This window comes from Arthrobacter echini, assembly GCF_004803505.1.
Taxonomy (GTDB): Bacteria; Actinomycetota; Actinomycetes; order Actinomycetales; family Micrococcaceae; genus Arthrobacter_D; species Arthrobacter_D echini.
In genome coordinates, this window is sequence record NZ_SSWH01000006.1 from 50,846 (window position 1) to 64,433 (window position 13,588).

Here is a 13,588-nt window from a genome sequence, read left to right on the forward strand (position 1 = left end):
GCCCTTGCGATGCCGTCCGGCCGAGCCGGCCGGACGACGTCGAAGCTTTACTGGATCTTGGTGACCTGGCTGTAGGACAGGGTGACCGGCGTCTCGCGCTCGAAGATGGACACGAGGACCACGAGTTGCTGTGATTCGTGCTTGATCTCGGAGATCGTCGCCGGGAGGGTCTCGAACGGACCCTCGTTCACGGTCACGGATTCGCCAACCTCGAAGTTGACCGTCGCAGGTGTGAACTGCGGCTGCACGGGCTTGCCCGACTCCGCGTCCAGGTGGACGATCGTGTGCTCGAGCATGGAGAAGACCTCGCCCAGGCTCAGCGGCACAGGGTTGTGGGCGTTGCCGACGAACCCGGTGACGCCCGGGGTGTGCCGCACCGCGCCCCAGGACTCATCCGTCAGTTCCATGCGGACCAGGACGTACCCGGGGATCCGTACGCGGTTGACGAGCTTCCTGGTGGTGTTCTTGATCTCGACGACTTCCTCCATCGGCACCTGGATCTCGAAGATGAAATCTTCCATGTCCAGGGTCTGGATGCGCGTCTCGAGATTGGCCTTCACGCGGTTCTCGTATCCTGCGTAGGAGTGGATGACGTACCAGTCACCCTCCTGCCGACGCAGTTTCGCCCTGAAGTCGGCTACCGGATCCTCCGCGGGGCGCTCGTCGTCGCTCGCCCCGGAACCTTCCTCCGCGGTGTCCGACACCGCGCCATCCGCGTCGTCCTCGGTGGCGTCGCCCATGTCGTCCACTGCCGGCTCGGTGGCTGCCGCGGTGTCCGTGTCGATGTCGGTGTCCGTCTCGTCTGCTGCAGTGGCTTCCGCGTCGTCGGAGGCAGGTACTGCGTCGTCGGATCCTGTTGCGGATCCGTCAGCAGGCACGTCCGATCCCGGAGCCGACTCGACCCCGTCCCGTACGTTTTCCTCGTTCTCCAGACCGTTCTCGGAAGTGATCTGCGATTCGAGTTCTTGCTCGGACACCTAGCCCTGCTTTCTGACATTCTTCGGAAGTTGTCTTGCTTGTCTGTTGTGCACCCACCGCGTCTGCTGGTGTAACGGGATACTCGACGGAGAATTCCTCAGCTGTCGCCGAAGACCCACACCGCGCCCGCGCCGAACAGCAGATCCAGCGCAGTGACGAGGAGCATCATGATGACCAGGAAGATCAGGACGGTGATGGTGAAGCGGACCAGTTCGCGGCGCGTCGGCGTGACGACTTTCGCGAGTTCGGCGAAGACCTGCCGGACGAACAGGATGATCCGTCCGAAGAACCCGCGCCGGGGACCTTCCTTGTCCTGAGGTCTTCCCCTGGAGCTGCTCGCAGCAGTGTCGGTCACCGTCAACCTCATCTATCTGTGTGGTACTCCGGCCGGGGCCACCGCACGGCGTCCCGACTGATCGTGTCTACCGCCGACCGCGGATGCGACCGCGCCGGATCTTCGTGATCTGTTTCTGCCGCATCCTCGCCTTGTGAACCGCGAGGACCACGCGCAGGGCAGACAGGACTCGAACCTGCAACCTGCGGTTTTGGAGACCGCTGCGCTACCAATTGCGCCACTACCCTTCGATCAGCAACATCGCCGACCACCACCAGTGCTGCACCGACTCCGGACGGCCCCTGCCAGGGCACGGTCCATCATGGCGATCCAACACCGAGGATCAAGTCTACGCACTGGGGGGCCGAACGTCGAACCGGTCGACCACGCCGCACGGCCGGGTCCAGGACTGCGGTATGCCCCGGTGACACCTAAGCTGAGGGTATCCATGGAACCTCACTGAACGGGACCCGATGAACGTGACGACCGATGACTCCATCCGCGCAGCGCTTCCCCGGATCTCCGGCAGGATCGCGTCCATCGCCGAGTCCGCGACCCTCGCGGTCGATGCGAAGGCGAAGGCCCTGAAGGCCGCCGGTCGCCCGGTGATCGGGTTCGGCGCAGGCGAGCCCGACTTCCCGACGCCCGACTACATCGTGGATGCCGCCATCGACGCCGCCCGGCAACCGCGATTCCACCGTTATTCCCCCGCCGCCGGCCTTCCGGAACTGAGGGAGGCGATCGCGGCGAAGACCATGCGCGACTCGCAGTACGAGGCCGACCCGGCTCGGGTCCTGGTGACCAACGGCGGCAAGCAGGCGGTGTACGAGGCTTTCGCGGCGCTGCTCGATCCGGGGGACGAGGTCCTGGTGCCCACCCCGTACTGGACCACGTATCCCGAAGCCATCCGCCTGGCGGGAGGAGTGCCCGTGGAGGTCTTCGCCGGCCCCGAGCAGGGGTACCTCGTCACGGTGGATCAGCTCGCTGCCGCGCTGACACCGCGCACCAAGGTGCTCCTCTTCGTCTCGCCGTCGAACCCGACAGGGGCCGTCTACGGCCCCGATGCCGTTCGCGAGATCGGCGAATGGGCCGCAGCACGTGGTCTGTGGGTGCTCACGGACGAGATCTACGAGCACCTGACGTACGACGACGTCCCCTTCACCTCGATCGCAACGGCTGCGCCGTCGCTGGGTGACAGGCTCGTCATCCTCAACGGCGTCGCGAAGACCTACGCCATGACGGGCTGGCGTGTGGGCTGGATGATCGGGCCGAAGGACCTGATCAAGGCGGCGACCAATCTGCAGTCGCACGCGACCTCGAACGTCTCCAACGTGCCGCAGATGGCCGCCCTGGCTGCGGTGTCCGGGCCGCTGACCGCCGTCGACGAGATGAAGGTGGCCTTCGATCGGCGGCGTCGGGCCATGGTCGCAGGGCTCAGCGCGATCGACGGCGTCGAGTGTCCCACTCCCCACGGTGCCTTCTACGCCTATGCGGATGTCCGAGGCCTCCTCGGCCGCAATTTCGACGGCGTGCGTCCCGCGACGTCGGCCGAGCTGGCCGCGCTGATCCTGGAGAAGGCAGAGGTCGCCGTCGTTCCCGGGGAAGCCTTCGGCCCGAGTGGCTACCTCCGGCTGTCCTATGCCCTCGGGGACGAGGATCTCGCAACGGGCGTGGGCCGGCTGCAGGAGTTCCTGGGCTCAGCCCGCTGAGGAGCGTCGATGGGCTCGGGGAAGTCCGCTGACGCCGACTGCACATCAGGAGGCCCGCATGTCCGCGTATCTCAACATCCTGCTCATGCTTTTCGTCGCACTTGTCGTCGCCGGGTGCCTGTACGGTGCGGCGCGGCTCGTCGCTGTTGCCCGTGAGCCCCTGACCAGCCTGCCGTTCCAGTCCGGCTGGGAACCGTCCGAGCACGCACTGTCCCGCTACCACGCGCGGTACTATCCCCTCGCGATGCTCTTCCTGGCGTTCGACGTCGAGATGCTCTTCATGTACCCGTGGGCGGTCATCGTCGCCGACGCCGGGATCGGCGCCGTGATCGAGATGTTCGTCTTCCTCGGCGTCCTGATGGCCGGCGTCGTCTGGGCATGGCGCGAAGGGGCGCTGCGGTGGACCTGATGTCCGCCGTCGCCCGCATGGCTGCTCGACGTCCGCACGTGCTCGTCGTCGAGGTCCCCGGATGGGCCCTCACCCGGATCAGCGCCGAACGCGAGCTGCGTCGTCGGGGCTGGGTACGCGCGGATGCACCGGCGGACTCCGACATCCTGCTCACCTGCGGGCTACCGGGCCCGGAGTTCGGCGAGGTCCTCGACCGCGTCTGGGACCAGCTCCCCGGCCCGAGGGTACGGGTCGACGCAATGGATCCGGACCAGGTCCTCGCGGTGCTGGACAGGTCCGTGCAGGCGCTCCTGGACGGCGCAACCCAGCGCGACGACGCCGACGCCCGGACCGCAGCGGCCGCTGGACCGTCGAGTGACCACGACCACGACCACGACCACGGATCGGATCAGGAGACCGAGGAGACCGAGCCGGAGTCTGCTGCTGACGGTGACGGCGACACGTCCCACGAGGACGGCGACCAGGGGGACACGGCGCACGAGGACACGGACCACGGCGGCATGGACCACGGTGAGGACGACCAGGCAAATATGAATCATGGGGGCATGGACCACAAGGGGATGTCTCACGGGGACGGCGACCAAGCGGACATGGACCATGCGGGCATGGACCACGGCGACATGGACATGCCGATGCCCGGCGGGATCGGCCTGGCCGAGGGGGGGACCGACAGGGACGGCCTCGATCTGGATGTCCTGCATGTCTCGCTCGGTCCGGTGCTTCCGCATTGGCCGGCAGGATTGGTGGTCCGCTGCTCGCTGCAGGGCGACGTCGTCACCGACGCCTCCGTGGAACTCCTCCGTGCCGCCGATCCAGGCGTGGAGCAGCTTCATGGGGACGCAGGGATGATGCGTAGTTCTCCTGGGTTCACGAGTGCCCGGACCTGTGACCAGGCGGCCGGCCTGCTGTCCCTCCTGGGGTTCGAGCGCATGGCGGCACGGGCTGAGCGGCTTCGTGATGCGGTGCTGGACGGAACGCCACCCGATCAGGTCGCCGCGGACGTGGCGCACCTCGGCCGGCACATCCGTCGGTCGCGGGTGCTTCGTTGGTCCCTGGAGGATCTCCCCGGAGCCCGCGAGCGGTTGCTCGCCATGCTGGGCGCGGCCGAGACGAACCTGGGCAGTGCGGCCGACGCGGTCACCGCCGTCCGCTACTCCCCCACCGCCGGGACGGCCGGCGTGGAGCAGATCCCCGGGCTGATCACGGGTCTCGATGTCACCGCCGCGCGGCTCGTGGTCGCCTCATTGGGACTGGACACGGCACCGGTGGCACTGGCAGGCTCCGACCGTGACTGAGGGCATGGTGCAGGTAGGGCCGCTCGGTGCCCTCACCGCCGCCGTGCTTCTCGGGGTCGTCGCGGTCCTGGCCGCGGCGTTCGACGGGACGCTGGGTGCGCGGCTGCAGGGCCGGCGGGCCTTCTCGGGCGTGACCGCGCCGCTCTGGGAGGCCGCTCGCCTCCTGAGGCAACGGCGCCGGACGATCGTGGCCGCGGATTCCCTGCTGTGGCGTATCGGCGTGGTGGGGCTGCTCGTCGTGGCGCTGCTGAAGGTCGTCGTCGTTCCGCTCGGATGGTGGACCGTCGCAGATCTTTCCATCGGCATGGTGTGGTTCAACGCCATGGATGTGATGGTGTGGGCCCTGGTGTGGCTGATCGGATGGGGAGCGAACAGCGCCCACGCACTCATCGGCGGGTACCGGTTCCTCGGGCAGGCACTGTCCTACGAATTGCCGCTGATGTTCGCCCTGACGGGGCCTGCCATCGCTGCAGGCAGCCTGCGGGTGGGGGATGTCGTCGCGGCGCAGCAGGACCTGTGGTTCGTGGTCTGGATGCCCGTGGCCTTCCTTGTCTTCTGCGCAGGCGTCGTGGCGTTCTCCGTCTGGGGCCCCTTCGGTGCTGCCGCAGGTGAGGACATCGCCGGCGGTGTCCTCGCCGAGCTGTCGGGCGTCGACCGTCTGCTGGTGCTGGCAGGCCGGTATGCGCTGCTGAGCGCCGGCGCGGGATTCGTCGTCGCACTCTTCCTGGGTGGCGGGTCGGGTCCTCTTGCTCCTGCGTGGGTGTGGACGCTCGTGAAGACCCTGGCCGTGCTCGCGGCTCTCATCGGGGTACGGCGGCTCCTGCCCGTGGTGCGCCCGGATCGACTCGCGGAGGTGGCCTGGATCGTCGTCCTGCCCGCGGTGCTGCTCCAACTTCTTCTCGTCGGTGTGATGGTGGTGCTATGAGTGTCGTTCTCGATGGCGTCTTCTGGCTCCTGGCGGTCGTGTCCGTCGCCTCCGGTATCGCCGTGTTCCGGGTGGACTCCATGGCCCGGGCCACCTATGCCCTGGCGGTGTCCTTCGTGGCGGTCGGCGCCATGCTGCTGCTGCTGAATCTCGAGTACATCGGGGTGATCACCATCCTGATGATGGTGATGGAGATGGCGATCATGGGCATCTTCATGATCATGTTCATGGGCATGAATCCGGCCCTGATGCCGATGAGCATGGTGCACAACAAGGTGGGTTCGCTGGTCCTGGCCGTCGGAGTGTTCGTCGTCCTGGCCGGAGGCGCGTTGCTCATCGACTGGCCCGATCGCCGAGGTGCACCCGCAGGCGATCTCACCCGCTCCCTGGGAGAGGCCATCATGGGCTCGAAGATGCTCGTCATGCTCACGGTCAGCCCGCTGCTGTTCGCCACGCTCGTGGCTGCCCTGGTCCTGGCCAACCCGCGTGGGCGCTACGACAGGTTCGGTGATGACCTGCGCGCCGGGACACCGAGCGGGCCCGCGAGGGAAGGGGACGACTCGTGACCCTGGATACCGTTCTGGTGGTGGCGGCGGGTCTGTTCTCCGTCGGGGTCTACGGCGCGCTGTCCCAGCAGGTCGTCGTGATGGTGATGATGGGACTGGAGCTGATGCTCAACGGCGTGATCCTCGCCGCTGCGGGCCTCTGGTGGTTCCTCGCGCCTGCCCCGGACGGACAGGTCCTCCTGTTGGTGGTCATCGCGGCGATGACCGTGGAGATGGCGATGGGCTTCGCGGTCGCGACACTGCTCAACCGGTCCCGGCAGTCCGACATGACCGACATGGCAACGGATCTGAGCGGATGAGCGCACTGCTGTGGACCCTGGTCGGCCTGCCTGCGCTCGCAGGGACGCTGCTCTGCCTGGGCGGGCGCCGCCTGACGAGGATCGCCGCTCCGCTCTCGGTCACCGTCGTCGCACTCATCACTGTGCTGTCCGTGCTGGCAGCAGTACGGCGTCCGGCCCTGGAGCTTCCCTTCATCACGGGTGCCGGCTTCGGCCTCGCCGTCGATCCGCTGTCGGCGGTGGTCCTCCCGACGGTGGCGCTCGTGGCGCTGCTGGTCCTGGTCTTCGCCTCGACCCGCGACATCGCCGGCGAGGTGTCGCCACCGACGCGATTCCACGGCCTGATGCTGATCTTCGTCGCAGCGGTGGTGGTGACCGTCACCGCGACCACCCTGCCCGCCCTGTTGTTCGCCTGGGAGGTGATGGGCGCGATGTCCTACGCCCTGATCGGCTTCCGCCGGCAGGACCAGGACCGGGTATCGGCAGGGCTGACAGCCTTCCTCACCACCCGCACCGCCGACCTCGGGCTCTACGGCGCGACGGCGGCGGCCCTGGCAGCAGGAACGGGCGCCGCGTTCGTGGAGCTGCCCGCTGCCGAGGAAGGCTGGAGGCACGTGATCGCTGCGGGCGTCCTCCTGGCGGCGCTCGGCAAGGCAGCCCAGTTGCCGTTCAGCTTCTGGCTCTCCCGCGCCATGGAGGGACCGAGCCCGGTCAGCGCCCTGCTGCATTCGGCGGCCATGGTGGCCATGGGTGGCTACCTGCTGCTGCGCGTGGCACCCCTGCTGCAGGTGACGGGCTGGGCCGGAGCGGTCACGGCGTGGGTGGGGGTCCTGACCGCCCTGGTCCTGGGGGTCGTCGCCCTCGCGCAGAAGGATCTCAAGCAGTTGCTGGCCGCCTCGACGGCGGCGCAGCTCGGTTTCGTGGTCCTCGGGGCCGGTCTCGGCGCCGTCGCGGGAGGAACGGCACACCTGATCGCCCATGCAGCCACGAAGGCCCTCCTGTTCCTCGTCGCCGGCGCCTGGCTGTCGGCGCTGGGGACCAAGAAGCTGCGCGCCCTGCGGGGTGCGGCACGCCGGTGGCCCTTGGTCGGCGTCGCGTTCACTCTCGGGGCCCTGAGCCTCGCAGGCGTGGCGCCGCTCGCACTCTGGTCGACCAAGGACGCGGTACTCGCTGCCGCGCGGGAAGCATCGCCGGGGTTGTACGTCATCGGCCTGATCGCCTCGGCGCTCTCGGCGGCGTACGCGGGCAAGGCACTGGTCATCGTCTGGCGCCGTCCCCGACCGGCGACGTCCCTCAACTACGACACCGAGGAACAGGGCTCACGGCGTATCGGGCTCTGGGAGGAGATCCCCCTGCTCGTCCTCGCGGCCGGAGCCACCGTCCTCGGAGTCCTCGCCCTTCCGCCCGTGGGTACGACGCTCCGGGTCTTCCTGGGGGACGAAGGCTCGTCCACGGCCTCCTGGTGGGAGCTGGTGCTCTCCGCCGTCCTCGCCCTGGCCGTCCTGCTCCTCGTGGCCCGCGTCGGTGTACCGGAGCCACGCTGGGCAGCTCGATGGTTCGGCCTCGAGCGCGCAGCGCACGTGCTCGTCGTGGCTCCGGTGCTCTCCCTCGCCAGGGCGCTGGCACGGTTCGACGACCATGTGGTGGACCGAGGGTTACTGCACGGAGCAGCCCTGGTCGCACGCACCGCGCGGGGCGCCGCGCACGTCGACGACACGCACGTCGATCGCGCAGTGACGGCGACCTCCAGGGGCACAAGCGCTGCCGCGGTCGCGCTGGAACGGGCCGATACCGGCGGGATCGACGCCGTGGTGCGCGCCGTCGGCCGTGGTGCCCGCCGTCTCGGGGCCCTGGCCCGGAGACCGCAGACCGGTCAGGTCCACCAGTACTACGCCCAGGCCGCCGTGTTCCTCGCGGCGGCACTCATCCTCCTGCTCCTCGTGAGGTGACCGTGCTCAGTCTCGTCATTTTCCTGCCCCTTGCCGCAGCGCTCGTCCTGGCGGTCGTCCCGGGCATCCCGGATGCTGTGGCCCGCTGGGCATGGGTGGCGGTCACGGCCGTGGAGGTGGTCCTCGTCGCCGTCCTGTGGGCCGGCTTCGAGCGGCCGGGAGACGGTGGTGTGGCCTTCGAGGAGCAGGTGGCGTGGATTCCCACGGTCGGCAGCAGCTATCACGTGGGCGTGGACGGATTGTCCCTGCCGTTACTGGCACTGACAGCGGTGGTGTTCCTCGCCTGCGCCGTCCACGCGGTCGCGGAGCGGGACCGCCCGAGACCCCAGTCCGCCCTGTTCCTGTTCCTGCAGACCTCGTGCCTCGGCGTGTTCGCGGCGCAGGATCTCATCCTGTTCTTCCTGTTCTTCGATCTGTCGATCGTGGGTATGTACTTCGTGATCGCGGGCTGGGGTCACGGCAATGCCGCAGCGTCGGCCCTGAAGTTCTTCCTCTACACCTTCCTGGGGTCGCTGGCCCTGCTGCTGGGCTTCATCGGGCTCTATCTCTTCTCCGAACCGCGGACCTTCGACATGGTCGAGCTTGCAGAATCGGCGCCCCTGGACGGCAACCCCGTGGCCGGGGGGTTCGTCCTCGGCGCCATCCTGCTCGGACTGGCCATCAAGACTCCCACCTTCCCCTTCCACACCTGGCTCCCACCCGCGCACACGGACGCCCCGGCCATCGGCTCGGCGGTCCTCGCCGGGATCCTGCTGAAGCTCGGCACCTACGGTTTCGTGCGCATCGCGATGCCCATGCTCCCGGCCGCCTGGCGGGACTGGGCGTGGGTCATCGTCGTCGTCGGAATCGTCTCCGTGCTCTACGGAGCACTGGTGGCTCTGGCCCAGACCGATCTCAAACGGATGATCGCCTACACCTCGGTGAACCACATGGGCTACGTGGTCCTCGCTGTCGGCGCGGCGGGCGTGGCCGGAGGAACCGACACGCAGGCACGCGAACTGGCGGTCACCGGCGCGCTGACGCAGATGGTGAGCCATGGCCTCATCACCGCGGCCCTGTTCCTGCTCGCGGGAGTGCTGCGGGCCCGTGCCGGGACCTATCACATGAGTGCCTTCGGAGGCCTCGCCTCGGTGGCCCCGAGGTTCGCGGTGCTGTTCGCGGTCGGTGCGTTCGCCTCGCTCGGGCTGCCGGGATTCAGCGGGTTCATCGCCGAGTTCCAGATCTTCGCCGGCGCCATCGGAGCGGTCCCCTGGACCGCGCTGGCACTGCCGGGCATCCTGCTCACAGCGGCGCTGTTCCTGCTCGCCACCCAGCGTCTGCTGACCGGGGAGGTTCGGGAGAAGGCGGTCGGTTTCACGGATCTGCGCGCGTCGGAGGTGCTCTCCATCGGGCCCCTGCTGCTGCTCTCACTGCTCATCGGCGTGTTCCCCCGCCCGCTGCTGGAGCTGATCGAACCGGCTGCCGCGGTCGTCGTCGATCTCGTCGGACGATGACGCCGGGAATGCCGTGGACGCTGTGAATGCCGGCATGAGCATGGAGGCGGACTTCGCGGCCCTCCTGCCGGAACTCTTCCTCCTCGCCGGGGCCGTCACGGCGCTGCTGACCGGGTCCTTCCTGCCCAGGGACAGACAGAGTCCGACCCGCCTGATCGGGATCATCGCTCTGCTCGGTGCTGTGGTCAGTACGGGAACGGGTCTGTCCGCGGGATCCCGCACGGTGTTCGAGGGCAGCTTCTCCCTCGACACCCCGACCACCATCGCGCGGCTGATCATCTGCACCGCGACGCTGCTCGTCATCTGTCTGGGCGCCGACGAACTCCGCGGCAGTCCGCGGGAGAGCGAGACCTATGCACTGATGCTGCTGTCGACCCTGGGCGCCCTGGTGATGGCAGGCACCGACGACCTGCTGATCCTCGCCGTCGCATACCTGCTCGCCAGCATCCCGCTCTACGCCCTGATCGGCATGGGCCGCTCCCCGCGAGCAGCCGAAGCAGCGCTGAAGACCTACCTGCTGGGCGCCTTTTTGGGCATCGCCCTGCTCCTGGGCATCACCATCCTCTACGCCCTCGCCGGAGCGAGCAGCTACGATCAGCTGCGCGCCGGGCTGGCGGACGCGCCGTCGGGCGCCATCGCTGCCGGGCTCCTCGGTGTGCTGGCAGGGATCGCGTTCAAGGCCGGGGCAGTACCGGGGCATTTCTGGGTGCCGGATGCCTCTCAGGGTGCCGGTGTCGCCGTCGCTGCCTTTTTGACGACCGTACCGAAGATCGGGGCGCTCGTCGCCGCGTACCGGCTTCTCAGCACGCTGCCGGACTCGGTCGACGCGCCCCTGGTGATCGCGGTGCTGGCCGCCGCGAGCATGACCATCGGCAACTTCGCGGCGTTCTCCCAGACGAATGTCCGGCGCCTGCTGGGCTGGTCCACGGTCAGCCAGGCCGGGTACCTTCTGGTTCCCGTGGCCGTCGCCGGGGCCAGTGACCTGGCACTGCCGTCGCTGCTGTTCTACCTGGGCGCCTACGCGCTGTCGAACATCGGTGCGTTCGCCGTCGTCGCCGCCACCGGGCATGACGAAGTCGGGCAGTACCGGGGCCTGGCGCGGAGGAGTCCGTGGCTGGCCGGTGTGCTCGTGGTGAGCCTGCTGAGCCTGGTCGGCACACCGCCCACGGTCGTGTTCGTCGGCAAACTCACCACCTTCGCCGCGGGCTGGGACGGCGGACTTGCGTGGCTGGTCGTGGTCGCGGCCCTGAATACCGTGGCGAGCCTGTTCTACTACCTGCGCTGGCTCGCTCCCATGTTCCAGGGGGCGGAGTTCCAACGGGCGGCCACCGAGTCGACAGAACCCTCGACGCCGGACCAGCAGGCAGGCGACACCGTGGGGGTGAGGCGGTGGCCGGCAACCGTCGCGGTGCTCAGCGGAGGACTCGTGGTGGCGGGCGGGGTGGTGGCAGGCCTCGTCTGGCCGGCGCTCGAGGGAACGCTGGCCGGCCTGTAACCGGCCCGTACGTGGAGCGGGCCGGACGTTGCCGATACAGGTACGGGCTACTCCCGTCGTGGGCGGAAGGGGCAGGCGCTCAGAGGAGACGTCGCTCCGTGGCCCAGCGCGTGAGTTCGTGGCGCGAGGAGAGCTGCAATTTGCGGAGCACGGCCGAGACGTGCGTCTCGACGGTCTTGATCGAGATGAAGAGCTCCGTCGCCGTCTCGCGGTAGCTGTAGCCACGCGCTATCAGGCGCATGACCTCGAGTTCGCGGCCCGAGAGACGGTCGAGTTCGTCGTCGACGGCGACGGCGGCAGTGCCGAACGCATCGAGGACGAACCCGGCGAGCCGGGGCGAGAACACGGCGTCCCCCGAGGCGATGCGCTGCACGGCGTCGGTGATCTCCGGCCCGGAGATGGTCTTCGTGACGTAACCGCGAGCGCCCGCACGGATGACGGCGACGACGTCCTCCGCGGAGTCGGAGACGCTCAGGGCGAGGAAGCGGGACGTGGTGGCGAACGCGGCGCAGCGGTGGATGACCTCCGCCCCGCCTCCCCCACGGCCGCCCGGCAGATGGACGTCGAGGAGGACGACGTCGGGCCCGGTGGCCCGGATCACCACCTCCGCCTCCTCGACCGTCGCCGCCTCGCCGACCACGCTGATGACGTCACCGAGAGTCGCGCGGAGACCGGAGCGGAAGATGGCGTGGTCATCGACGATCACCACGGACACGCGTGGCGGCTCTGCCCGGTGCGTTGATTCCCTGCTGGTCATCCGGTGTCCTTCCTGCTCCCTGCGAGTCCGGAGGCCTTGTCCGGCAGGTCGTTGCCGCTGGTCCGGGGAAGCCGGAGGTGCACCTCCGTGCCGTCGGGTCCGGTCCTCAGGTCCGCTGAGCCTGCATTGCGCTGCATCCTGCTGTGGATCGACTCGCGTATTCCCGCGCGGTCCGCCGGCACCCGGTCGGGGTCGAAACCTGCTCCGCGGTCGCGCACGAACACGTCGATGCTGTCCGCGCGCGCCTCGAGATACACCGAGACCGCGACGTGGGCGTGCTTCGCCGCGTTGAGCATCGCTTCCCGGGCCGCCTGCGCGAGCGCGTCCTCGCCGGGTCCGAGGAGCGCGTCTCCGACGGCCACCACCGCCACGGGGTGTCCGTACAGATCCTCGATCTCCCCTGCCGTCACGCGAAGGCGCTCGGCGAGACTCCCCGGATCCCGGGTCGGATCCGCGAACAGCCACTGGCGCAGTTCACGCTCCTGCGCCCGCGCCAGGCGCAGCACGTCCGCCTCCGAGTCTGCCCTGTTCTGGATCAGTGCGAGGGTCTGCAGGACGGAGTCGTGGAGGTGGGCTGCGATCTCGGCACGCTCCGTCTCCCGCACGCGGGAGGCCCGCTCGGTCTCCAGATCACGCCAGAACTTCAGTCCCCAGGGCGCCAGGACCAGACCGACGCCGGTGAGCACTGCGATGACGGCAACCAGGGTGGTCATGGTCAGTGACAGGGAATTGCTGCTCGAGAGCGCTACGAGGACCCCCGCGACCACGAGGACGATACCCGCCAACAGGCGGAAGCCCCATCCACCCTTTGCCCCGTGTGCCTGGCTCATCACCCGGGCGCGCCGCGCCTCGTCCAGCTGGGACCAGGCCAGAGCGGCGCCGATGACCACCACGGAGACCGGAAGGAGGAATCCCCAGTCGGCCTCCACGCCGAGCAACTGGGCCAGGAGTGCAGCCGCCGCGATGAGCAGCCCCGCGCCGAACAGGATCTCCCGCCGACCCGCACGACGCGCCCGGTCGGCCCAGGTCTGTGTCTGCCCTGGAGCAGGGGCCGATCCTGCGGCATCATCCAGGGCTCCGACCATCGCGGCACCTGCCGTACCCCCGTCCGGCCCGGCACCCGGTGCGCCGACACCATCGACGTCGCGCATGAACGAGGCCGGGCCGCTGCGCCGTCCGAGGTCAACGCGGTCCGCCGTCGTGGGGACGAAGATCCAGAGCCAGCCGTAGAGGACCACGCCCGCGCCGGAGGCGAGGGTGAGCACCACCATGGCGATCCGCACCCAGGCAGGGCTGATGCCCAGATGAACAGCCAGACCCGTGCAGACGCCGGCGATCACGCCGTCGGGCCTGCGCACCAGGGGAGGTCTCATCACCCCATGAGATCACGCGGTCAGACC

13 protein-coding genes and 1 tRNA gene are annotated in these 13,588 nt (G+C 68.9%); 9 read left to right on the forward strand and 5 right to left on the reverse strand.

Annotated features, from left to right (window positions below; translation table 11 throughout):
* Positions 1 to 47: 47 nt before the first annotated feature.
* The 3 genes from nusG to E8P82_RS08210 form a co-directional block, all read right to left on the reverse strand.
* Positions 48 to 977, reverse strand: a complete 930-nt coding sequence (nusG, locus tag E8P82_RS08200) for a transcription termination/antitermination protein NusG (RefSeq protein WP_136454017.1) — start codon at positions 975 to 977, stop codon at positions 48 to 50.
* Positions 978 to 1,075: 98 nt separating this feature from the next.
* On the reverse strand, positions 1,076 to 1,333 hold the full coding sequence (gene secE, locus E8P82_RS08205) for a preprotein translocase subunit SecE (RefSeq protein ID WP_211096834.1): 258 nt from the start codon (positions 1,331 to 1,333) through the stop codon (positions 1,076 to 1,078).
* Between the two features lie 154 nt (positions 1,334 to 1,487).
* Positions 1,488 to 1,560: transfer RNA gene (locus E8P82_RS08210), tRNA-Trp, on the reverse strand.
* Between the two features lie 225 nt (positions 1,561 to 1,785).
* Here E8P82_RS08210 and E8P82_RS08215 point away from each other — a divergent pair.
* The 9 genes from E8P82_RS08215 to E8P82_RS08255 are packed head-to-tail and all read left to right on the forward strand — an operon-like array spanning position 1,786 to position 11,431.
* Entirely contained in the window at positions 1,786 to 3,021 is a 1,236-nt protein-coding gene (locus E8P82_RS08215; RefSeq protein ID WP_136454019.1) for a pyridoxal phosphate-dependent aminotransferase, read from the forward strand.
* Positions 3,022 to 3,079: 58 nt separating this feature from the next.
* Positions 3,080 to 3,430: an NADH-quinone oxidoreductase subunit A gene (locus tag E8P82_RS08220; protein WP_211096835.1), complete on the forward strand. Its 351-nt coding sequence runs from the start codon at positions 3,080 to 3,082 to the stop codon at positions 3,428 to 3,430.
* Positions 3,421 to 4,725: a hypothetical protein gene (locus tag E8P82_RS08225; RefSeq protein ID WP_136454020.1), complete on the forward strand. Its 1,305-nt coding sequence runs from the start codon at positions 3,421 to 3,423 to the stop codon at positions 4,723 to 4,725. Before E8P82_RS08220 ends, E8P82_RS08225 begins: the two co-directional genes overlap by 10 nt.
* On the forward strand, positions 4,718 to 5,650 hold the full coding sequence (locus E8P82_RS08230; protein WP_246021110.1) for an NADH-quinone oxidoreductase subunit H: 933 nt from the start codon (positions 4,718 to 4,720) through the stop codon (positions 5,648 to 5,650). Before E8P82_RS08225 ends, E8P82_RS08230 begins: the two co-directional genes overlap by 8 nt.
* The gene (locus E8P82_RS08235) at positions 5,647 to 6,216 is read left to right on the forward strand and encodes an NADH-quinone oxidoreductase subunit J (protein WP_136454021.1); all 570 of its coding nucleotides are present in this window, start codon (positions 5,647 to 5,649) and stop codon (positions 6,214 to 6,216) included. The genes E8P82_RS08230 and E8P82_RS08235 overlap by 4 nt, the downstream gene beginning before the upstream one ends.
* A complete protein-coding gene (locus E8P82_RS08240) occupies positions 6,213 to 6,515 on the forward strand; it encodes an NADH-quinone oxidoreductase subunit NuoK (RefSeq protein ID WP_136454022.1) in 303 nt (100 codons plus the stop codon). Before E8P82_RS08235 ends, E8P82_RS08240 begins: the two co-directional genes overlap by 4 nt.
* A complete protein-coding gene (locus tag E8P82_RS08245; protein ID WP_136454023.1) occupies positions 6,512 to 8,443 on the forward strand; it encodes an NADH-quinone oxidoreductase subunit 5 family protein in 1,932 nt (643 codons plus the stop codon). Before E8P82_RS08240 ends, E8P82_RS08245 begins: the two co-directional genes overlap by 4 nt.
* Positions 8,440 to 9,936 carry a complex I subunit 4 family protein gene (locus tag E8P82_RS08250; protein ID WP_246021112.1) on the forward strand — a complete coding sequence of 499 codons (1,497 nt, stop codon included), beginning with the start codon at positions 8,440 to 8,442 and terminating at the stop codon, positions 9,934 to 9,936. The genes E8P82_RS08245 and E8P82_RS08250 overlap by 4 nt, the downstream gene beginning before the upstream one ends.
* A gap of 34 nt (positions 9,937 to 9,970) precedes the next feature.
* Positions 9,971 to 11,431, forward strand: coding sequence for an NADH-quinone oxidoreductase subunit N (locus E8P82_RS08255; protein WP_136454024.1), 1,461 nt, complete (start codon positions 9,971 to 9,973; stop codon positions 11,429 to 11,431).
* Positions 11,432 to 11,510: 79 nt separating this feature from the next.
* On the opposite strand, the gene E8P82_RS08260 is transcribed toward E8P82_RS08255, so the two are convergent.
* Positions 11,511 to 12,188 carry a response regulator gene (locus E8P82_RS08260; RefSeq protein ID WP_136454025.1) on the reverse strand — a complete coding sequence of 226 codons (678 nt, stop codon included), beginning with the start codon at positions 12,186 to 12,188 and terminating at the stop codon, positions 11,511 to 11,513.
* On the reverse strand, positions 12,185 to 13,561 hold the full coding sequence (locus E8P82_RS08265) for an ATP-binding protein (RefSeq protein ID WP_136454026.1): 1,377 nt from the start codon (positions 13,559 to 13,561) through the stop codon (positions 12,185 to 12,187). The genes E8P82_RS08260 and E8P82_RS08265 overlap by 4 nt, the downstream gene beginning before the upstream one ends.
* Between the last annotated feature and the right edge of the window lie 27 nt (positions 13,562 to 13,588).